This is a genomic window from Haloferula sp. A504 (assembly GCF_044385805.1).
GTDB lineage: Bacteria > Verrucomicrobiota > Verrucomicrobiia > Verrucomicrobiales > Akkermansiaceae > Haloferula.
The window spans coordinates 98,938-119,512 of sequence record NZ_JBISBU010000008.1; the positions used below are offsets into that span (position 1 = coordinate 98,938).

The 20,575-nt window shown below is 64.4% G+C and carries 18 protein-coding genes; 7 read left to right on the top strand and 11 right to left on the bottom strand.

Annotation, left to right across the window (positions count from 1 at the left end; translation table 11 throughout):
* Positions 1-67 precede the first annotated feature (67 nt).
* Entirely contained in the window at positions 68-1,096 is a 1,029-nt protein-coding gene (locus tag ACG2LG_RS06420; protein ID WP_396257378.1) for a glycosyltransferase, read from the top strand.
* Here ACG2LG_RS06420 and ACG2LG_RS06425 read toward each other — a convergent pair.
* Both ACG2LG_RS06425 and ACG2LG_RS06430 read right to left on the bottom strand, forming a co-directional pair.
* Positions 1,086-1,682 carry an HAD family hydrolase gene (locus tag ACG2LG_RS06425; protein ID WP_396257379.1) on the bottom strand — a complete coding sequence of 199 codons (597 nt, stop codon included), beginning with the start codon at positions 1,680-1,682 and terminating at the stop codon, positions 1,086-1,088. The genes ACG2LG_RS06420 and ACG2LG_RS06425 overlap by 11 nt on opposite strands.
* A gap of 62 nt (positions 1,683-1,744) precedes the next feature.
* Positions 1,745-2,851 carry a hypothetical protein gene (locus ACG2LG_RS06430; protein WP_396257380.1) on the bottom strand — a complete coding sequence of 369 codons (1,107 nt, stop codon included), beginning with the start codon at positions 2,849-2,851 and terminating at the stop codon, positions 1,745-1,747.
* Between the two features lie 76 nt (positions 2,852-2,927).
* On the opposite strand from ACG2LG_RS06430, the gene ACG2LG_RS06435 reads away from it, so the two are divergent.
* Both ACG2LG_RS06435 and ACG2LG_RS06440 read left to right on the top strand, forming a co-directional pair.
* Positions 2,928-4,034: a hypothetical protein gene (locus ACG2LG_RS06435; protein WP_396257382.1), complete on the top strand. Its 1,107-nt coding sequence runs from the start codon at positions 2,928-2,930 to the stop codon at positions 4,032-4,034.
* A 52-nt stretch (positions 4,035-4,086) separates the two neighbouring features.
* Positions 4,087-6,270 (top strand): sulfatase, encoded by a 2,184-nt coding sequence (locus ACG2LG_RS06440; RefSeq protein ID WP_396257383.1) that lies wholly within the window; start codon positions 4,087-4,089, stop codon positions 6,268-6,270.
* Here the strand turns inward: ACG2LG_RS06440 and ald are convergent.
* The 9 genes from ald to rpsM form a co-directional block, all read right to left on the bottom strand.
* A complete protein-coding gene (gene ald, locus ACG2LG_RS06445) occupies positions 6,253-7,365 on the bottom strand; it encodes an alanine dehydrogenase (RefSeq protein WP_396257385.1) in 1,113 nt (370 codons plus the stop codon). The genes ACG2LG_RS06440 and ald overlap by 18 nt on opposite strands.
* 83 nt (positions 7,366-7,448) lie before the next feature.
* Positions 7,449-8,963, bottom strand: a complete 1,515-nt coding sequence (locus tag ACG2LG_RS06450; RefSeq protein ID WP_396257386.1) for an MFS transporter — start codon at positions 8,961-8,963, stop codon at positions 7,449-7,451.
* 79 nt (positions 8,964-9,042) lie between these two features.
* The gene (locus tag ACG2LG_RS06455; protein ID WP_396257387.1) at positions 9,043-9,519 is read right to left on the bottom strand and encodes a hypothetical protein; all 477 of its coding nucleotides are present in this window, start codon (positions 9,517-9,519) and stop codon (positions 9,043-9,045) included.
* 39 nt (positions 9,520-9,558) lie between these two features.
* Positions 9,559-11,283, bottom strand: coding sequence for a sulfite reductase flavoprotein subunit alpha (locus tag ACG2LG_RS06460; protein WP_396257389.1), 1,725 nt, complete (start codon positions 11,281-11,283; stop codon positions 9,559-9,561).
* Between the two features lie 104 nt (positions 11,284-11,387).
* Positions 11,388-12,461 (bottom strand): glucose-6-phosphate dehydrogenase assembly protein OpcA, encoded by a 1,074-nt coding sequence (locus ACG2LG_RS06465; protein ID WP_396257391.1) that lies wholly within the window; start codon positions 12,459-12,461, stop codon positions 11,388-11,390.
* Positions 12,462-12,470: 9 nt separating this feature from the next.
* A complete protein-coding gene (gene zwf / locus ACG2LG_RS06470; protein ID WP_396257393.1) occupies positions 12,471-14,003 on the bottom strand; it encodes a glucose-6-phosphate dehydrogenase in 1,533 nt (510 codons plus the stop codon).
* A 124-nt stretch (positions 14,004-14,127) separates the two neighbouring features.
* On the bottom strand, positions 14,128-14,739 hold the full coding sequence (gene rpsD / locus ACG2LG_RS06475) for a 30S ribosomal protein S4 (RefSeq protein WP_396257394.1): 612 nt from the start codon (positions 14,737-14,739) through the stop codon (positions 14,128-14,130).
* A gap of 24 nt (positions 14,740-14,763) precedes the next feature.
* Positions 14,764-15,408: a 30S ribosomal protein S11 gene (gene rpsK / locus ACG2LG_RS06480; protein ID WP_396257396.1), complete on the bottom strand. Its 645-nt coding sequence runs from the start codon at positions 15,406-15,408 to the stop codon at positions 14,764-14,766.
* Positions 15,409-15,440: 32 nt separating this feature from the next.
* Complete coding sequence (gene rpsM, locus ACG2LG_RS06485) at positions 15,441-15,809, bottom strand: 30S ribosomal protein S13 (RefSeq protein ID WP_396257398.1); 369 nt, start codon at positions 15,807-15,809, stop codon at positions 15,441-15,443.
* A 318-nt stretch (positions 15,810-16,127) separates the two neighbouring features.
* On the opposite strand from rpsM, the gene ACG2LG_RS06490 reads away from it, so the two are divergent.
* The 4 genes from ACG2LG_RS06490 to ACG2LG_RS06505 are packed head-to-tail and all read left to right on the top strand — an operon-like array spanning position 16,128 to position 20,526.
* Complete coding sequence (locus ACG2LG_RS06490; RefSeq protein WP_396257399.1) at positions 16,128-17,183, top strand: AAA family ATPase; 1,056 nt, start codon at positions 16,128-16,130, stop codon at positions 17,181-17,183.
* A complete protein-coding gene (locus ACG2LG_RS06495; RefSeq protein WP_396257400.1) occupies positions 17,180-18,079 on the top strand; it encodes a DUF58 domain-containing protein in 900 nt (299 codons plus the stop codon). Before ACG2LG_RS06490 ends, ACG2LG_RS06495 begins: the two co-directional genes overlap by 4 nt.
* Before the next feature lie 28 nt (positions 18,080-18,107).
* The gene (locus ACG2LG_RS06500) at positions 18,108-18,482 is read left to right on the top strand and encodes a four helix bundle protein (protein ID WP_396257402.1); all 375 of its coding nucleotides are present in this window, start codon (positions 18,108-18,110) and stop codon (positions 18,480-18,482) included.
* Between the two features lie 49 nt (positions 18,483-18,531).
* Complete coding sequence (locus ACG2LG_RS06505; protein WP_396257404.1) at positions 18,532-20,526, top strand: BatA domain-containing protein; 1,995 nt, start codon at positions 18,532-18,534, stop codon at positions 20,524-20,526.
* Positions 20,527-20,575: the final 49 nt, after the last annotated feature.

Here is a 20,575-nt window from a genome sequence, read left to right on the forward strand (position 1 = left end):
GTGCCAAACCCTGGAACTTGGAACTTGGAACTTGGAACTTGGAACTTGGAACTTGAAGCTCCGAGCCATGTTCCGGGTTTGTCATGTGCTTGCCAGCGTCGGCGAAAAGGGTGGGCTCGAGAAGAACGTGATCGAACTCGCGAATCGCCAGGCGTCGCTGGGGCACGAGGTGAGCGCCGTGGCCGACGAGACCATGCGTCCTCACTTCTCCAAGGACGTCCGCTTCATCCCCCACCCCATGCGGGCGGGCCGCCTGAATCCCCTGAACCGGGCGGCGCTGCGCAAGCGCATCCTTTCGACCCGTGCCCAGATCGTCCACGCCCACGCCAACAAGGCCGGGGCACTGGTGCGCTCGATCCGAAAGGGTCTCGGCCGGATGAAGCGGGTGGCGACCGTCCAGAACATCAAGCGCAGTCCGGCACCGTTCCGCGACTACGACGCCGTGATCACCGCCTCGGCCCAGGTGCGCGACTCTCTGGGCGGCATCCCCGCCACCGTCATTTGGAATTCGATCGAGCCTCCACCGTCCGGCACGCGGGAAGCCGCCCTGGCCACCGATCCACCCTTTGTCGGTGGGGATGAACCGGTGTTCTGCACCGTCGGCCGGCTGGTCCCCGCCAAGGGAATGGACCTCCTTCTGGAAGCCACCGCCCGGGTTCCCGGTTTCAAGCTCTGGATCGTCGGCGACGGCAACCAGCGGAAACAGCTGGAGCAGATCATTGCGAAGCAGGAGTTGTCCGACCGGGTCTGGATGGCCGGTCATCGCGATGACGCGGTCGGGCTGATGGGGTGCGCGGATCTCTTCATCGTCGCCTCCCGCAACGAAGGCGGGCCCTACACCCTGGCCGAGGCCCTTCACATGCAGGTGCCGTGCATTTCGACGAAGGTCGGGTTCGCCCCCGAATTCCTGCCCGAAGAGGCGCTGATGGACACCCACTCGGTCGACGAGCTCGAGCGGGGTCTGCGCCTGGCTCTTGAGAAACCCGACGCTCTGAAGGCGAAGCTTGAGCCGTCCTACAAACTGGTCGCCCGCGAGGTGACCCTCGATGCAATGACCCGCAAGGTACTCGCGCTCTACGAGAGAATCACCGGGTGAGTGCCATCTCGGCAGTGAGCCAGCATTCGAAGGCTGCGTGATCTTCGAGGTCGTAGTGGTGGGTTCGCAGGCCCAGCGCCCGTCCGGTTTCCACATTCGCCGACAGGTCGTCGATGTAACGGGTCGACGCGGGCTCGAGCCCGTGATCGGCGATCGCCCGCTGATAGATTTCGGGTTCGGGTTTGAGGCACCCGGCCTCGAAGGAATAGGTTCCGGCTTCGAAATGCCGGAAGATGTCGTATTCCTCGAGCATCCACGGACAATGGATGGCATTGGTGTTGGAAAAGAGAAGCAACCGGTGACCGTCCGCCGCCAGGCGCTCCACCGCATCCCACATCGGAAGATTCGGGGTGAACACGTCGCGCCAGGCACGCTCGAATTCTTCCCTCGTCACCGATGGACCGAAGATGCCGAGCGCCCGGGCCAGATAGTCTTCATGCGCGATGTCGCCCCTCTCGAACGCATCCTTGTCCTCGAGCAAGGCGTCGAGCGCCGAGACACTGGAACCCGCGGGCAACAGACTTTCCAAGGTGCCTTCAAAGTCGAAGTCCAACAGTACTTTTCCGATGTCGAAGAGGAAGGTCATGGGGGAGTTGAACAGTTTCCGAATGACGAATGAAACGGGTGCCGGGATTCGAATCGGGGGGATCAGCGCCGGGCGATCTGCTCGAGGATGTAGCGGGCGGCGGTCAGGGCCCCGGCATTCCGGCCGTGCCGGGCGAGGCTCTGCTTCATGCGACGCCACAGCGCGGCGCGGTCGGCGAGCAGTGCGGCGGTGTGACGATGGATCGCCTCGGGAGAATCCGCCAGTTCGCCGCCACCGATCCGCCGCAGCAGCGCCAGGTTTCCCTCCTCCTGCCCCGGCACGAGGTGGTGGACGAGCATCGGGCAGGTCGCGGCGATGGCCTCGTGCACGGTGGCCCCGCCCGCCTTGCCGATGACGAGGTGATGACTGCCGAGAAGCTCGGGCACGCGTCGGGTCCAGCCCTTGATCCTCACCCTTCCGGGGAAGCGCTCCTTGATCTCGCGGGCACGCTTGAAGAGCAGGCGGACGTTCTTCCCGAGGACGATGGTGATCCGGGTGTCCGGATGGGCGTGGAGCACCGCCTTCGAGATCCTCCTCACATGCGGCAACTTGGCGGTGGCAAAATAGAGGACATCGAAGGGATTCACCGCCGCATCCGGTGCGAGTGGACGGAGCCTCGAGATGGAAGGGGGCACCGGAAAGCCGGTCTCAACGACGCGCGACGCCTCGAGACCATGATCGATCATGATGTCCCGGGTGAAATGATCGGTGACCAGCCATCGGGTGCCGGGTGCCTTCAACCAGGCGGCATTGATCTCGATCGAATCGGTGACGGCTGTGAAGACCGGCACCGGCTTGCCCCGGGCGGTGCCGATCCGGTCGAGGAAATACGGATAAAGCGGGTAGGTGGAGACCACTGCGTCCGGGTTGAAATCGTCCATCATTCCGGCAAGCGCCGCCTCCGAACGCCGCATGAAGGGCATCCGCTGGCGGGAGAAATCGACATCGGCCGTAGCCCGGTAGATCCGGCTCCAGAGGCGCGGTTGATGGGTGGTGACGAAGCGGTAGGCCTTGCAGAGGTTGCGGGTGGTCCACGGGATGCCCACCATGCAGGGATCGGCCACGCGGGCCTCGGCGCCCAGATCGCCGAAGGCGAGCGCCAGATTGCGGGCCGCGCTGTTGTGGCCTTCGCCGAAAGCAGCGGTGACGATCAGGATTCGGGCGGGCATGCGGGGCGAGGTCGAAAAGTTCTAGGCTGGCGTGGGGGGTTGCGTCGAATGGCAATTCGGGCTTTCGTCCCCCCGGGTGAACGATCGAGGGAAAAGAAAGGAGCTGAAGGTCATCGAGGACGAGGCAACGCCCTCGGAGGACGTCCTTCGGCTCAAGAGCACCGACGAAGCCGTCGAAGCCGAACCCGTGGACCGCCTGCCGGTGGCTCCGCCCCCGGAAGAGGCCACCCGCCTGGATGCCGGTGGCACCGACGAGGAACGCCGCACCCACGAGCCGGATATCGACGTCATCATCGACGCCGAGGAGGAGGCCCGCGACCCTGAGGAGGAATGGGTCGGGACCCGCAAGCCGGTGCCCTACGGCTGGTTCGTGCTGATCGCCCTGATCGTGGTGCTCGCCGTGGTCGGCTCGACCTTGGTTGGCCGGAACGACGAACCCGGCACCGGAGAAGTCGCGCGCGAGGCGGCGAGCGAACGGGTCGAGGCCGACGTCACCGCCGAACTCGAGGCCGAGGCCCTGGTCGCGGAGGTCGAAGGCCGGATCACCCGCTATCTCGCCGCCGGCACGGTCGAGGAGTTGCTTCCCCACGTCCGCCATCCGGACCGGGTCGAGCCCTTGATCCGCGAATGGTATCGGAACAGAAACATCGAACCGCGCGAGTTCCGGAGACTGATGGTTTTCGAACCTCTCAATATCGGCACGAGCACCTTCTGGAAGTCGGTGGTGACGGTGGCATCCGGCAACGGAGACCAGGAGGAACTGGAGCCCATTCTTCTCGAACAAACCGGTCCCGATTCGGTGCGGATCGACTGGGAAACCTCGGTCCGCCACCAACCGATGCCATGGGACGAGTTCGTCAGCGAACGCCCCGAAGGCCAGGCCATGGATTTCCGGGTCAAGGTGGCGCCGGATCTTCGCGGCTTTTACAGCCACGAGTTCCGCGATGATCAGGTGTGGAGGGGATTCGAGCTCACCGCCCCCGACGCGGAGGACTTCATGATCGGCTACCTGAAGCGGGGCAGCGACCTCGAGCGGAAGATGTACGAGCTCTACCTCGACAACGGCAAACGGGCGATGACGCTGATTCTGCGGTTGTCGATCCCCGAAGGCACCCAGTCGCCACGGGGGGTGGTGATCGAAAAAATCGTCAGCCCCCATTGGCTGATCGTCGATTCCGATTGATGCCTCCTCGCCGCTTGATGGACGGGATCGAGACTGCCAGTTTCCCCCCGTTGTGAGTTCCGAAGCCCAGAAACACCGGACTGGTCGCGGCGTCGCCGTCGGGATCGCCGTGTTCCTCGTGCTTCAGTTCGGGGCGGCGTTGTGGCGCCTTACCCACTCGGGCGGGATGGACAACAAGTTCAGCCGGATCGCCATCGAGGACCACCGGGGTTACGTGATCTCCCAGAATCTCCACGCGCTGCTCGCCTACGCCCTGATCGGCCTGGCCGGATGGCTGGTCGTGATGCCGGTGGCGACCTTCCTCCGACGTCGCTTGAGGAGGAAAATCCCGGCCGCCGTCATCGGCTTCGGCGGGGCCTTCCTGCTCCATGGCTACTTCATGTTCCGGCTCGCCCACGCCCGACCGTATTTCACCGGCGACGCATCGTTTGGCGACTGGTACTACGGCATCCTCCGGCTGCCGCCGGAACCATGGCAAACCTGGGTCAACGGATTCATCTTCGACACCCTTCCCATCATCGGACTTTTCGCCGTCACCCTCTGGTGGTTCATCCGCTTCCGTCCAGCCGGTCGCCTGATCTTCGGCGGCCTGATGCTCCTGCTCGCCATCCTGGGTTTCGTGGAACAGCACGGCTTCACCGGATCGGCAATGGTTTCGGAGAATTCGGGAACGAAACCCCTCAACGTCATCTTCATCGGCTCGGATTCCTTGCGGGGCGACCGGCTGGGCTACGCCGGCTACCGGCCGGGCCGCACCGACGGCCCCGCGGCCGATGGAGTCTCGCCCAACATCGACCGGTGGGCTGCGGACGCAGTGGTGTTCGACGCCTGCCGGACACCCATCGGATCGACGCTCGAATCCGGCGTCTCGCTGATGACATCGTCCTATCCCCACACCCACGGGCTGCGCCAGATGTTCGCCAGCCGCGATCAGATCGAGGGCCTTGACCGGAAGACCACGGCGCTTGCCGAAATCCTGCGCGAGCACGGCTACGAAACCGCCGCCATCGGCGACTGGTGCGCCGGCTACTACCAGCTCACCCCGCTGGGCTTCGACGAGATCGACGTCTCGAGTTTCGACAGCTTCCGGATCTACGTCAGCCAGGTGGTGCTGATGGCCCATTTCGTGGTGCCCCTTTACTTCGACAACGAGCTCGGCAGCCGGCTCTTTCCCCAGATCCGGTCCTTCGCCCAGTTCGTCACTCCCGAAGTGGTGACCGAAAGGGTCGAGAAGAAGATCCAGCGGCAGGCCATGAGCGGCCGGCCCTTTTTCTGGCACGTGTTCTATTCCTGCAATCACCTCCCCTACCGATCGGCGGAACCCTACAACCGGATGTTCAGCGATCCCGACTACGCAGGTCCCAACACGACCGGCGTCGACTTCGACATCGACGCCTTCATCGGCGGCACCGACGTCGAGACGAAGTGGTCCGCCCTGCCCGAGAAGGAGGTCCGGCAGATCCGAGCGCTCTTCGATGGATGCACCCGGCAGTTTGATACGAACTTCGGCCGGGTCATCCGGTCCCTCGACGAGCATGGCCTGCTGGACCACACCATCGTCGTGCTGGTGTCCGACCACGGCGATGACCTCTATGGCCCCGGACTCACCCTCGGGCACGGACTCAGTTTCAACGGCGCCGACCCCTCCTACCACGTGCCCCTCGCAATCCGGGTGCCGGATCGTCCGGCGCACCGGTTCCACGAACCGGTCCGGACCCTCGATGTTGCCCCAACCATCACCGGCCTGCTGGGGATTGAGACTCCGGACGAATGGGAAGGTCGCGATCTCGGCCCATGGCTGCGGAATCCCGCCAAGGCCTCACCGCTCCCGTTCTACGGAGAAACCCAGTTCCCCTTCATCCAGTTCCGGGTCCCCGGCATCGAACGTCCCCAGCTCCCGCCGATGGATGGACTCACCGAAGTCGATGCGGATTTCAACCATCAGTTCGTGCTGCGCCCGGACTTCAGGGACCTGGTCATCGATTCGAAGCAACGCTGCCTGCGGACGCGCGATTGGAAGGTGGTCTGCACTCCCACGGTTTCGGGGGGCCGGCACTTCCAGCTTTTCCACACCGCCACCGATCCCCACTGCCGCAGGGACCTGGCCGCCGAGCGGCCCGAGGTTATCGAGCCCATGAAACGGGCCTTGAATGCCTGGATCGATGACCGGGTCGAAACCTTGATCCCGGAAATTTTTCCGGATGGAGAACCGGCGGGATCAGATCCCCAGCACTGAGGCAGCCGAACCAACCGCAATCCCGTGGGCCTCGCCCACCGGGCCACAGGTCAGCCTTCCCCCGTGGCAGTTGATTCCACCCAGCAGGTCCGGGTGCCTTGAACAAGCGCCCGCCACCCCTTCCTCGGCAAGCAGGGCGACCCAGCGCTGGGTCACGTTGCACAGGGCCTGCGTCGCGGTCCGGGCATAAGCACCCGGCATGTTGGCGACGCAGTAGTGGATCACGTCCTCCTCCACGAAAGTCGGTGCCTGGTGGGTCGTCGGCCGGGTGGTCTCGGCGCAGCCGCCCTGATCGACGGCGATGTCGACAAACACGCTCCCCGGCGGCATCGCCCGGAGCATTTCGCGGGTGATTAACTTCGGTGCGGCAGCCCCGGGCACCAGCACGGCCCCGATCACCAGGTCGACGCGTGGCAGCAACTCGACGAGGTTGGTTTCGTTCGAATACACGGTGCGGGTTCCGTCCATGGTGATGTCCAGAAAGCGCATCCGGTCGAAGTCCACCTCGAGGATGGTCACGTCGGCCCCGATCCCCTTGGCCACCCGCGCGGCATTCACACCGGCGGTTCCTCCGCCGATGACCACCACCCGCCCCGGTGCGACCCCGGGCACGCCACCCAGCAGGATCCCCCGCCCGCCCGCGTGCTTCGCGAGGTGGTAGGAGCCCACGATCGATGACATCCGGCCCGCGATCTCGCTCATCGGCTCGAGCAGCGGCAGGTGGCCGTTCACCTCGATCGTCTCATAGGCGATGGCCGTGCATCCGGACTTCATCAGGCCCTCGGTGAGGTCCTTTGATGCCGCCAGATGAAGGTAGGTGAAAAGGATGTGGCGGGGCTCGAGCATCGCGACCTCCGCGGGCTGCGGCTCCTTCACCTTCACGATCATCTCGGCCTCGCCGAAGACCGCCTCCGCGTCGGGAACGATGCGGGCTCCCTGGGCTTCATACTGGTGATCGGTGTAACTGGAGCCCTCACCGGCAGAGCTTTCGACAAGCACCTCGTGGCCGCGGCGGACCAGTTCCCCGACCGCCCCCGGAATCATCGACACCCGGTGCTCCTGCGCTTTGATCTCCCTCGGAATGCCAATCTTCATATGCGGGAGAATCTAAGCACACCGATCCCCCGTGTCGTGACCGAAAACCCCGCCATCGAAGGAATTTCTGGATAGAAACCGACCTAAAGTGCGGCGTGCCTCCGGCTGTGGGCCGCGGAGAATCCGTAGATGGCGATCACCACAAAGCAGATGAACGGCAGATAGAACGAACCTCGAGTGGCTGAAGTTCCGAGGAACGTTTCCATGTCCATGATCCCGCCCTGGAGCCGGGGCATGAAGGCCCCGCCGACAATCGCAAGAATCAGGCCCGCCGACGCGATCTTGGCGTCCGGGCCCAACCCGTCGAGTGCGATGCCGTAGATGGTCGGGAACATCAACGACATGCAGGCCGAGATGGCCATCAGGCTGTAGAGTCCGGACATGCCCCCGAGGTGGATCGCCCCCAAGGTCGCGAGCATCGCACCAATGGAGAGGATCAGCAGGAGTTTCCCCGGTGAGAGATACTTCAGGAAGAAGGTGCAGATGAAGCGGCTGCTGAGAAAGATCACCATCGCCCCGATGTTGTGGTTCTGGGCGGTTGCCTTGCTCATTCCCAGTTCGTTCTGGGCATACTGGATGATGAAGGTCCAGCACATGATCTGGGCACCGACATAGAAGGTCTGGGCGACGACTCCGCCCAGGTAGAGCGGGTTGCGGAAAAGGCGTCCCAGAATGGCCGCAAGCGGCGAGTCCTCCCGTTCATCGTCGCCGTGCGAGGTGTGCGGCAGCTTGTTGACCAGAAAAAGCACCATCACTCCGATCACCACGAATCCGATGATCATGTACGGCGTGGAGACGATTTTCAGGTCATGTTGCTGGAGTTCGGAGTGAGACACCCCCGCAAAGGTTGCAATCTTGCCCTCCTTGTAATCTCCGAGCGCCTCGGAAAGGTCGAGCTTCGCCGCGCCATCCTGCGCGTAGTGCTCGGAGACGTAGGCCCCGAGCACGGGGTCCTTGATCGGCTCCTCTTGTTCCGCCTCGAAGATCGGCAGCACGGCATGCTCGGTCTCGGCCTTCTCGACCGGCCCATACTGGACCTGATAGGCATCGAAGTCGTTGCGGAAATCCTCGATCTGGAGATTCGAGAGGATGAACACGCTGGCCACCGTCATCCCGGTGAGCGAGCCGATCGGATTGAATGCCTGGGCGAGGTTGAGCCGCCGGGTGGCGGTCTTCGGATCCCCCATCGAAAGAATGTACGGGTTGGCCGTGGTTTCGAGAAACGCCAGGCCGAAGGTGAGGATGTAGAGCGCGATGAGGAACAGGTTGAAGCTGGCATTCGATGCCGCCGGCACGCACAACAGGGCACCCATCGAGTAGAGGACCAGGCCCAGGATGATGCCCGAGCGGTAGCTGAACCGCCGGATGAAGAGCGCCGCAGGAATGGCCATGGTGCCGTAACCGCCGTAAAAGGCCATCTGCACCCAGCTGCTCTGCGCGTTGTTGATTACGAATACATCCTTGAACGCGGCAACCAGGGGATTCGTGATGTCGTTCGCAAATCCCCACAGCGAGAAGAGGGAGGTGACGAGGATGAAGGAAACGAGAAACTTCCGGGGTACGACCGGGGCATCGGTCGGGGCGCTGGACTGGCTCATGGGTTGGGAAAGCTGAGGCTGGGGGTTAGATCAGCAGTTCGCCGCCCCACTGACAAAGCAATTCCCGCCGCAGCACCCCTCAGGGATCGGCGGGCTGAGGCTCCGCCGGTCCTTCCGACTCACCACCCGTGGCGGCATCCTCGATGCGCTCCCCGACCTTCTTGAGAAACCGTCCGGTGGCCTCGGCTCCCTTGCGGACTCCTTCCTCCGTCTTCTCACCCGCCGTCTGGAGGGCCTCCCCGGTCTTTTCGGCCGCGGTGGCGACCCCTTCGCGGGTTTTCTCGCCCGCGGTCTGAAGTCCCGTGCCGGTGGCCTCGATCGCCTGGTCGACCCGCTCGCCCACCGTCGGGCTTTCCTCCGCATCTTCCTCCGGTTCGGGCACGGGCAGTGCGGGCGGCACCTCGGGTGCGGAGGGCTCGGTCGTCACATCCCCGGACGATTCCGCGACTGCCTCCTCCTGCTCCACCACCACCGTCGCCCGGGGGGCCTTCTCCTGCTTCTCGCATCCTGGCAGCGCCAGGACGGCGAGGCCGATCCACCACACGTTCCTCTTCATCCTCACGATGTTGAACTACTTCCCGAGGAAGGGCAATGATCAGTAAACGTCGCGCTGGTAGCGCTTGTCCTTCTTGAGCTGCTTGACGAAGGCCTCGGCTTCCTCGGCGCCCATCCCACCGTGCTTCTCGGCGATCATGTGCAATGCGGAGTCCACGTCCTTGGCCATCCGCGAGGCGTCGCCGCAAACGTAGAATGAAGCCCCGTCCTGAAGCCACTTCCACATCTCCCCACCCTGCTGGAGCATGAGGTGCTGGACATAGACCTTGTCCTTCTGGTCACGCGACCACGCGAGGTCGAGCTTCTGGAGCGTTCCGTCCTTCTGGAAGGCCGTGAGTTCCTCCTCGTAGAGAAAGTCGGTCTCGCGGTGCGGATTGCCGAACAGCAGCCAGTTGCCGCCCTTGGCGCCGGAGATCCGCCGCTCTTCAAGGAACGCACGGAACGGCGCGATCCCGGTCCCCGGGCCGACCATGATGATCGGTGTGTCGCCACTCCCGGGCAGACGGAAGGCCTTGTTGGAATGCACGTAGACGCCCGGCTGCTCGCCCTCGGCGCGATCCGCGAGGTAGGTCGTGCAGATGCCGCCGCGCTTCCGCCCGTGAGTCTCGTAACGCACGATGCCGGCACAGAGGTGGACTTCGCCCGGATGGGCATTGGGGCTCGAGGCAATCGAATAAAGCCGTGGCTGAAGCCTCTTGAGAACGCCCACGAAATCCTCGCCATCGGAAAAGTCCGCGGGATGATCGCAGACGAGATCGATCAGGTCGCGCCCCCAGACGAATTCCTCGTAAGCCTCCATGTCGTCGGCCTCCACCAGCGCCCGCAGGAACGGCGAGCCGCTCCGGGGCTGCCACTTGGTGATGATCGACTTGTTGATCGTGCCGATGTCGTAGGACCGGATCAGCGCCTCCCGCAACGGGCCTTCGGTGCCGTCCGGCAGGGGCACGTCGGTATCCGTCTTGAACGGGAGATTCGCCAGGATCTCGTCCACCACCTCCGGCGGGTTTGCCGGCATCAGCCCGAGAGCATCGCCCACCTCATATTCGAGGCCCGAACCCTCGAGCGAGAGTTCGACGTGGTGGGTTTCCCTGGCCCCTCCCTTGTTGAGGTTGAAGTTCCGCAGGATGCGCGAGGGGAAAAGCCGATGCTTCGAGTAGCCCTCCTCGGTCTGGTCCAGTGCATCGACCTGCGCCGGCATCACCTGAACCTCGGGCGCCAGCACGCTGATGATGCCTTCGTACCACTGCTTGAACTCGTCATCGAAATCGACGTCGCAGTCGATCCGGTCGACGATGCGCTTCGCGCCGAGCGCGGCGAAGCGTTCGTCGATGTCGATCCCGCACTTGCAGAAGTCCGGGTAGTCGGTGTCGCCGAGCGCGAGGACGGAATAGGACACCCCCTCGAGCTTCGGGGCCTCGTCACTCAGGATCCATTCGTAGAAATCGGCCGCATTGTCCGGCGGCTCACCGTCCCCGTAGGTCGAGGTGATGATGAGCACGTTGCTCTCCTTGGGAAGGCGGTCGCGGTCGTAGTCCGCCATGTCGAAGCTCTCGGGCTCGAAGTTGCCCTTCTTCAGCCGCTTGACGAGCTTTCGTGCCAGCCCTTCGGCATTGCCGGTCTGCGAACCCCAGAGAATGGTCGCCGGCACGGCGGGTCCACCCGGGGCACTGGGGATGGCCGCTCCGGCCAGCGCCTTGCTGAGAAAGTCTTCGAGCCACAGTCGCTGTTCGGCAGTAAAGGGAGCATCGTCAGGGAGTCGAATCATGTCGAGAAATGGTCCGGCTTGGGCGGGGGCGCAAGATGCGTGTGCCCGCAATCGCGTTCAAGCCTGTTTCATGCCAGTCGCCGCACTCTCTGGCCTCGCTCCCGTCAACGTTCCAGCAGCTTGAGCATTCTCGGCAACATCTTGCGGTAGAGCGTGTTGCGCCCGCCCCGCGACAACTGCTCGCCGATCAGGTCGGCCGGTGCGTCGGGATCGGCCGGTCCCGGTGCCTCGAAGTCGTGCCCGGGACTGCGCAGGGTCCGCATCAGGTGGCTCGATCCCGCTTCCCGGGAAACCTCGACACGAACGTCGCCGGCGGAGATTTCAAGGAGCCCGAGGGCCGCCGCATCGGAATCGGCCACCAGCACCGCTTCGATCGTGTGGCCCCCCTCGGTTTCAAACGAGAAGCCATCCTTGCGCCCGTCGGCGAGCCCGAGTTCGAGGCCATCGCGCCATCCCGCCTGGTTCGCCAACCATGCCAGGAGTTGCAGGGCGGTGAGGCGGTGCTTGGGGTGATGGACGATCCGTATGGAATCCACCGAGTCGAGGGATGCCAGCGCCACCGGATCATCGAAGAGCGAGGCCACGGAGACCCGGAACTGGTAGCAGCGCGTCCACGAAAGATCCTGCACCACGAGCCGCGACGAGCTGTCGTTGGCCTCGAGAATCCGCTCCAGCGAGGGCATCGGTTCACTCCAGTCCGAGCTATCGAACACGAAGCGGTCGATCAGGCTGTAAAATCTCTCGTTGAAGATCGGACTCAGCTCCCCCTGCCACCACAGGATCAGCGGCAGATCCGAGTTGAGATGGGCGAAGACGGTGTTGCGGAGCCGTCCGGTCGCCCGCCCTGCCAGATGAAAGGCGATCTGTTCGCAGCAGACCGACTTGCGGCCGTCGCGAAGGTGGCAGTGCGCGGTGATCCATGCCCGGATCGAGGTCTCGGGGGCGTCGTCCTCGATTCCGATCAGCAGCGCCCGGCAGGCATGCTCGCGGGTGAGTTCCCTCACCGCCTGCGAATTCCGGACCAGGCAGTCCGGCTCCTCGGAATACACCGCCAGGTTGATCAACGACGCGTTGGTCCGCGCATCGTCCGCCTCCCAGAGCCGGTGCAGTTCATGGTCGATCTCGCCGATCGCCACTTCCTGTCCGAGCTCGGGATGGATGGAAAGCGTCTCACTCATGTCCTTGAATCAAAGCCTGCGCCACGCGTGACCGTCCGCCTTCAAGAGGTCGTCGGCTTCCTTCGGCCCCCAGCTCCCGGCGACGAACTCGGTCATCGGCGGTGGATTGTCACTGGCGTGCCAGGCGCGCTGGATGTGATCGATGAAGCGCCACGCCTCCTCGACCTCGTCACGGCGGGCGAACAAGGTCGCATCCCCCGCCATCGCGTCGAGCAGCAGGCGCTCGTAGGCCTCCGGGCTGCCCTTGCCGAAGCTCGTCGAGTAGTGGAAATCCATCTTCACCGGCTCGAGCCGCAGGTTCGTGCCGGGCAGCTTCGAGACCATCCGGAGGGAAATCCCCTCGTCCGGCTGGATGCGGATGACCAGCACGTTCGAACCGGTCGTCCCGCCGGGCAAGGCACTGAAAAGCACGTCCGGCGCTTCCTTGAAATGCACCGAGATTTCCGTCGCCTTCTTCGGCAGCCGCTTGCCCATCCGGATGTAGAAGGGAACGCCGCTCCAGCGCCAGACGTCGATCCGCAGCCGCAGCGCCACGTAGGCCTCGGTCATGCTCTCCGGGTCGACCCGATCCTCCTCGCGGTAGCCCGGCACCCCCCGCCCGTCGATGCTGCCGGCCACGTATTGGCCGCGCACCACGTTCTCCGCGACCTTCTCCGGCGTGTCCCATTGGCGCAGGGATCGAAGCACCTTCACCTTCTCGTCGCGCACACCGTCGGCACTCAGATCCGTGGGCGGCTCCATCGCGACCAGGCTGAGCAACTGCAGGAGGTGGTTCTGGACCATGTCGCGAAGCGCGCCCGCGGTGTCGTAATACCCGCCGCGCCCGCCCTCCATGCCGAGGTTTTCCGAGCAGGTGATCTGGACCTGCTCGATGTAGCGGCTGTTCCAAAGCGGCTCGAAGATCGCGTTGGCAAAGCGCAGCACCATCAGGTTCTGCGCCGTCTCCTTGCCGAGGTAGTGGTCGATCCGGTAGGTGTCCTTCTCCTCGAAGGTCCGGTTCACGACCTCGTTGAGGTGCTGGGCCGTCGCCAGGTCGGTGCCGAAGGGCTTCTCGACAATCACCCTCGACCAGCACCCGTCGCGGCAGGCGTTCAGCCCAGCCTGCTTGAGGTAGTCGAGGATGTCGTCGAAGAAATCCGGCGCACTGGCGATGTAGAACAAGCGGTTGCCCTTGCCTCCGCGTTCGCGGTCGATCTCGTCCAAGCGATCGGCCAGGCTCTTGTAGCCGTCAAGGTCGCCGAACTCGCTGCGGTGGTACTCGATGTTGCCGACGAAGCTCGACCAGATCGCGTCGTCGTGACCCGAGCGGGAAACCTTGCGGTTCACCTCCTCGAGCCCCTCGCGAAAGACCTGGTCACTCTTGTCGCGGCGGGCGAAGCCGACGATCCTCACCCCCGGCGGCAGCTCGCCATCGACGGCGAGGTTGTAGAGCGCGGGGATCAGCTTGCGGTGGGTCAGGTCGCCGGTGGCGCCGAAGATCACCACGGTGCACGGCTCCGCACTATTGCGGGAAACCAGGTGTTCGCGAAAGGGATTGGTCATGAAACAGGTCGGCGGTTTCGCCCAACTTCATCGAATGGAAAAGACAAATGGCAACGAATTCCCGGAACGAAAAACGCCCGGGAAACCCCGGGCGCCTTCGAAAATCGCGGAGCGAGCGGAGTCCTCAGCGTGAGTAGAGCTCGACGATGAGCTGCTCGTTGACGAGCGGATCGATGTCGGAACGCTCGGGCACCCGCTCGACGGTGGCCTCCATGGTCTCGCGGTCGAGAGTCAGCCAGTCGACCAGCGGCACCGACTGGGTGAGGTCCATCATGCGCAGCGCAAGCTGCTGGGCGGACGGCTTGGGCCCAACCTTGATCTTGTCACCCGGCTTGACCTGGTAGCTCGCGATGTCGACCGCTTCGCCATTCACCAGGATGTGGCCGTGATTGACCATCTGGCGGGCCGCGGCCCGTGTGTTGGCGAAGCCCAGGCGGTAGCAGACGTTGTCGAGACGCAGCTCGAGAAGTTGCAGGAGGATCTCACCGGTCACTCCACGACGCTGCGCGGCGGTCTCGTAGTAACCGCGGAACTGCTTCTCCAGAACGCCGTACTGGAAGCGAAGCTTCTGCTTTTCGCCGAGGGCGATCGAGTAGTCACTCTTCTTCTTGCGACCCGCGCGGAGGCCGTGCTGGCCTGGCGGGAACATGCGGCGCTCAAGCGCCTTCGAGGGACCGAAGAGGGCCACGCCGAAGCGGCGGCTGATCTTGGTGCGGGGACCGGTGTAACGAGCCATGATTCAGAAAATCGTTGGAGACAATTAAACGCGACGGGCCTTCTTCGGGCGGCAGCCGTTGTGCGGGATGGCGGTCACGTCCTTGATCGAGATGATCTCGACGCCGAGGGCCTGAACGGCGCGGACGGCGGACTCGCGGCCGGAGCCGGGACCCTTGACCCGGACTTCCGCTTCCTTGAGACCGTGCCCCATCGCCTGGCGGCAGGCGTCCTGCGACACCACCTGCGCGGCGTAGGCCGTGCTCTTGCGGGACCCCTTGAAGCCCATCTTGCCGGCGCTCGACCAGCCGATGGTGTTGCCCGAGGCGTCGGTGACGTTGACCAGGGTGTTGTTGAAGGTGGCGGTGACGTGGACAATGCCCTTGGTCACATTCTTCGACTTCTTGGCCTTGTGGATCTTCAGCTGGCCCTCCTCGGCACCGGCGATCTCGGCGAAGATGTCGCGCTTCTCCTCCTTCTTGGAGCCGGCTCCCTCCTCACCCTCCTTGGGACCTTCGCCCGCAGGTGCCTTCTCGTCAGCCTTGGGAGCCTTCGCCTCGGCGGCGGGAGCTTTCTGCTCGGCCTTGGGTTCCTCGCTCGGGGCGGCGGGTGCGCCTTTCTCGGCGGCAGCCGGCTTTTCCTCGGCTTCCTCGGCCGCGGGCACTTCTTTCTTGGTCTCGTCGTCAGCCATGTTCGGTGATGGTTCGGGGTCGCGTCGCCAGCTTACTTCTGCACACCCACCGTGCGGCGCCGGCCCTTCCGGGTGCGGGCGTTGGTGCGGGTGCGCTGGCCGCGGACGGGCAGGCCCCGCTTGTGACGGATGCCACGCACGCAGTTGATCGAGGTGAGCCGCTTGAGCTGTGACTGCTTTTCCCGGCGAAGGTCGCCTTCGATGATGATCTCCTCGCTCTGGATGACCCCGCCGATCTTGACCAGCTGGTCTTCGGTGAGCTGACCGGTCCGGATGTTCGGGTCGATCCCGGCATGATCCAGGATGCGCGACGCCGTGGACGGGCCGATGCCATAAATGTAAAGCAGAGAAGCCTCGATGCGCTTCTCGTTGGGGATCTCGATACCGAAGATTCGTGCCATGGGGACTCTGTGTTGAGCGAAATTCGCTCCGATGGAAGTGACGACGCCGAAGCGCGCACCACAGCGGAGCGGGCGGGCTGTTTACCAGAGGATTGCGGGCTGACAAGTGGGAAATGGAAATTTTCCGAGGCTTTCACCCCTCCCCGCCATCGCTGCCGGGATCCCCCGCCGAGTCCGCCGCCACGAGGTCACTCACTCGGCACTTCCTCAAGCGGCGGCCGTGGCTTCCGCACAAGCTTCGGCAGACCGCGGTTTCTAGCGACTCGACAAAACGAAGCGCCGCTCTAGCGTCGCTCTCAAGCCGTATCCCGCAGCTCCATGGAAGACACCTTGACCGACTCCCCCGCCGCCCCGACGCCCGCCCCCGATACTGATCATCAGCTTCCGCCCGACGATGTGGCGGCGATCGATGAGCTGGGCAAAACCTACGCCGCGTTCAAGGCCGAGCTCGCCAAGGCGATCGTCGGTCAGGACGATGTGATCGAAAAGCTGGCAATCTGCCTGTTCGCCCGCGGTCACGCGCTGCTCATGGGGGTTCCGGGCCTGGCCAAGACGCTGCTCATTTCCTCGGTGGCCCAGACCTTCGACCTCACCTTCAGCCGCATCCAGTTCACGCCGGACCTGATGCCCGCCGACATCACCGGCACCGACATCATTCAGGAAACCGGCGTCGGTGGTAAGCGGGAGTTCGAGTTTGTGAAGGGTCCGATCTTCGCCAACATCGTGCTCGCCGACGAGATCAACCGGGCTCCGGCCAAGACGCAGTCGGCCATGCTCGAGGCGATGCAGGAGCTCAAGGTCACCGTGCTCGGTGAAACCTACGAACTCAAGCCGCCCTTCTTCGTGCTCGCCACCCAGAACCCGGTGGAGCAGGAAGGCACCTACCCGCTTCCGGAAGCCCAGCTCGACCGCTTCATGTTCCTGATCGAAGTCGACTACCCGAACGCCGCCGAGGAAAAGGAGATCGCCCGCTCCACGACCGGCACGGCCCGGGCCTCGCTCAACCACCTCCTCGATGGCGAAAAGGTGATGGCCTACCAGTCGCTGGTCCGCCGGATGCCGGTGCCCGAGCACCTCTACGACTACGCCGTGGAGATCGTTCGCAAGACCCGCCCGGCCCTGCCCGAGGCTCCGGAATGGGTCCGCGATTACATCGCCTGGGGTGCCGGACCCCGCGCCGTGCAGTATCTCATCCTCGGTGCCAAGGCCCGCGCCGCCCTTCACGGCAACTACATGGCCAGCCTCGAGGACATTCAGTCCGTCGCGCCCTCGGTGCTCGGCCACCGCGTGCTGACCAACTTCGCCGCCGAGTCCCAGGGCATGAGCTCGAAGAAAGTCGTCGAACGCCTGATCAAGGAAATGAGCGACTCGTGAGCCAGGACCCCTACGACTTCCTCGACCACGACCTGCTCTCCCGGCTCGGATCACTGCCGGTCGAGAGCCGGATGCCGATGGTCGGCAACGTCGCCGGCAAGCACCGCTCGCCGCATCGCGGCTCGTCGGTCGAGTTCGCCGAATACCGGAAATACGTGCCGGGCGACGACACCCGGCGCCTCGACTGGAAGGCTTTCGCCCGCTCGGACCGTTTCTACATCAAGGAATTCGAGGCCGACACCAACCTCCGCGCCTATTTCGTGGTCGACGCCTCCGGCTCGATGAATTTTTCCGGCCACGGCGAAAGCAAGGTCGAGTTCGCCCGGCGCATTGCCGCATCGCTCTCCTATCTGCTGGTCAACCAGGGTGATGCCGCCGGACTTTCACTCTGCACGGAGAAGCTCCACCTCGAGATCCCACCAAGCCGGCGCGCCGCGCACCTCCAGCGGATCTTCGACACCCTCAAGGATCTCGAGCCCGAAGGTGAAACCGGCCTGGTCGATGCGCTGCACACGATCGCCGAGAAGATCGCCCAGCGCGCCTTCGTCGTGATCCTCTCCGACCTATTCACCGATCCCGGCGGCTTCTCCGACGCCCTCCAGCACCTGCGCTATCGCAAGCACGACATCTCGGTCTTCCACCTGATGGATCCGCAGGAACTCAGCTTCGATTTCGAGCGACCGCACCGCTTCGTCGACCTGGAGGATAATACGTCACTCGTCGTAGAACCCACGCTGGTGGCCGAGGAATACCACACGGCCCTGAACGACTTCATGAAGGCCGTGCGTGACAAGTGCCACGACGCCAATGCCGACTACCAACTCGTCCCCACCGACACCCCGCTCGAACCGTTGCTGCGCGAGTTCCTGACCGCACGGCTGCCGAAGGGGAAATGAATGTCAAATGACGAATGTTAAATGACTAATGGATGAAGAGGACCCAGCCAAACCACCTTACGACCTTGAAGAACGCACGCTTGAGTTCGCGCTCGATGTCCGGCGTTGCGTCGGGTCATGGGCGTGGACTCGTTGGCAGTGGTCAGACATCGATCAACTCCTTCGCTCCTCAGGTTCGGTTGCGTCCAACTACGCGGAAGCCAACAACTCGTCAACGAAGCCAGAGTTCCGTCACCGCATCAGCGTATGCCGACGGGAGTCGAGCGAAAGCCGGCTCTGGGTCCAGATTCTCGGCTCAACCACGAAGCAAGCTGAACCAAAAGAGCAGCTACGGGAGCTATTCAACGAGGCCGACGAACTCACCCGGATTTTTGCCACCATCTACCGCAATTCGAAGCCTTGAATGTCCGATCCGTGCTTTTGACAGTTAACATTTAGCATTTTTCATTCCCTTGTATTTCCAGCAAACATGGATGCTCTGGGGGCTGCTGGCGGCCTCGATCCCGGTCATCATTCACCTCCTGAACCGCCGCCGGCACAAGACGGTGAAGTGGGCGGCGATGCAGTTCCTGCTCAAGGCGACCCGCGAGTCCCGGGGCAAGAAGCGGCTGCGCCACATCCTCATCCTGATCTGCCGCACCCTCGGGATTGCCGCGCTGGTGGCGGCGGCCTCGCTGCCGCTGGTCGGCGGATTTTTCGGCATGGGCGCCGGCAAACCGGATCTGGTCGTCCTCGTCCTCGACCGCTCCGCCAGCATGGAGGCCAAGCCCGAGAACAGCGGCCTGTCGCGGCGTGCCCTCGCCATCCAGCGCATCCGTGACGCGGTGGCCGATCTGAGCGGCACCCGCCTGGTGCTCATCGACAGCGCTTCGGGCGCGCCCCAGGAAGTGCCCACCCCGGAGGTGCTGGGAGAGCTTTCCTCGACCGCTGCCACCGACTCGGCTGCCGATCTTCCGGATCTGCTGACCACGGCCGCAAACTTCCTCGCCGAAACGCCCGGGCGCGCCGAACTGTGGGTCGCTTCCGATCTGCAGCTGTCGAACTGGCTGCCGGAAGACGACCGCTGGACCCGCGCCCGCGCATCGCTGGAGAGCCTGCCCCAACCCCCGCGGGTCCGCGTGCTCGCGGTGAGCGGCGAGAGTGCGGGCAACCAGAGCCTGAGGATTCTCAGCTCCCGCCGGAACGGAGATCGGCTCGAGCTCGAGCTGGAGATCGCCCGCAACGGCCCGGCCCTCTCCCCGCTGGGCGTTCCGGTCACCACGACCCTCAACGGCGCCCGATCCACCGACAGCGTCACCGTCACCGGACAGCAACTGCGCTTCCTCAAGACCCTGCCCACGCCGGAAACCGACGAGAGCGGCTTCGGCTGGATCTCGATCCCCGGCGACGGCAACCCTCGCGACAACGTGGCCTACTTCGCCTACGGACCGGCCCTCCCGGTGACTTCCGGCGTCGTCGCCCAACCTGGCGAGGCCGCCGATTACCTTTCGCTTGCCGCCGCTCCCGACGGCTTCGGCGGCCAGACCTCGGAACGGATCGGCCCCGACGCCCTGTCCGGCAAGATCGTCGATGAAACCGCCGCGCTTTTCTGGGCCGCCCCGCTGCCGGCCGGACCGATTGCCGAAAGACTCGAGCAATTCGTCCGGGATGGCGGACAACTGCTGGTGTTTCCCCCGGACACCGACGCCGACACCGAGTTTCTCGGGATCACCTGGTCGGAGATCCAGAATGCTCCCAGCGAACAATTCTTCATCCTCGACAGCTGGGACCGCGCCGACGGTTTGCTGCGCGACGGCATCGACGGCACCCCGGTGCCGGCCGACCGACTCCGGGCCGTCAAACGGCGCATCCCCCAGGGCGATGCCTCGATCCTCGCCCGCTGGGACGACACCGAGCCCTTCATGGTCCGGCAGGTCATCGGCAAAGGCACCGCCTGGTTCATCGGCTCGCTGCCCGACTACAGCTGGTCGAACCTCGGCGATGCCGACGTGCTCCTGCCCCTCGCCCAGCGTGCCGTGGTCGCGGGCGCGGTCCGATTCGACAGCGGCTACCTGACCCGCGTCGGCGCCAGCGATTCCCTTCCAGCCCCCAACGAAACAAGGGAGCGCTTCGACAGTTACGCCGACGCTTCCACGGCCCAGGCCGATCACATCGCCGGCGTTTACCGCCTGGGCGATCGTGTGCGCGCGGTGAACCGGCCCGCCTCTGAAGACCTTGCCGGGCAGATTGAAACGCCGGCCGTCTCACCCCTCTTCGAAGGCCTAAGCTTCTCGCTGTTCGAAGACACCAGCAGCTCCGCCCGGGACAACATTTCACGCAGCGTCTGGCGCGCCTTCCTGATTGCGATGCTCTTCTTCCTGCTCGCCGAGGCCCTGCTCTGCCTGCCGAAAGCCATGCCCCGCATCGAAAGCCCCACCGCCGGCGCCCAACCCTCCACCCCGCGATAGCCCGCTCCGGACCGCGAGCTTCAGCTCGCACACCCCCACCCACCCACTC

Coding starts and splice junctions, on each gene's coding strand:
- ACG2LG_RS06425 (WP_396257379.1), bottom strand. CDS start 1,682: ATGACCTTCCTCTTCGACATCGGAAAAGTACTGTTGGACTTCGACTTT.
- zwf (WP_396257393.1), bottom strand. CDS start 14,003: ATGACCAATCCCTTTCGCGAACACCTGGTTTCCCGCAATAGTGCGGAG.
- ACG2LG_RS06430 (WP_396257380.1), bottom strand. CDS start 2,851: ATGCCCGCCCGAATCCTGATCGTCACCGCTGCTTTCGGCGAAGGCCAC.
- ACG2LG_RS06465 (WP_396257391.1), bottom strand. CDS start 12,461: ATGAGTGAGACGCTTTCCATCCATCCCGAGCTCGGACAGGAAGTGGCG.
- rpsD (WP_396257394.1), bottom strand. CDS start 14,739: ATGGCTCGTTACACCGGTCCCCGCACCAAGATCAGCCGCCGCTTCGGC.
- ACG2LG_RS06460 (WP_396257389.1), bottom strand. CDS start 11,283: ATGATTCGACTCCCTGACGATGCTCCCTTTACTGCCGAACAGCGACTG.
- rpsK (WP_396257396.1), bottom strand. CDS start 15,408: ATGGCTGACGACGAGACCAAGAAAGAAGTGCCCGCGGCCGAGGAAGCC.
- rpsM (WP_396257398.1), bottom strand. CDS start 15,809: ATGGCACGAATCTTCGGTATCGAGATCCCCAACGAGAAGCGCATCGAG.
- ACG2LG_RS06490 (WP_396257399.1), top strand. CDS start 16,128: ATGGAAGACACCTTGACCGACTCCCCCGCCGCCCCGACGCCCGCCCCC.
- ACG2LG_RS06420 (WP_396257378.1), top strand. CDS start 68: ATGTTCCGGGTTTGTCATGTGCTTGCCAGCGTCGGCGAAAAGGGTGGG.
- ACG2LG_RS06450 (WP_396257386.1), bottom strand. CDS start 8,963: ATGAGCCAGTCCAGCGCCCCGACCGATGCCCCGGTCGTACCCCGGAAG.
- ACG2LG_RS06500 (WP_396257402.1), top strand. CDS start 18,108: ATGGATGAAGAGGACCCAGCCAAACCACCTTACGACCTTGAAGAACGC.
- ACG2LG_RS06455 (WP_396257387.1), bottom strand. CDS start 9,519: ATGAAGAGGAACGTGTGGTGGATCGGCCTCGCCGTCCTGGCGCTGCCA.
- ald (WP_396257385.1), bottom strand. CDS start 7,365: ATGAAGATTGGCATTCCGAGGGAGATCAAAGCGCAGGAGCACCGGGTG.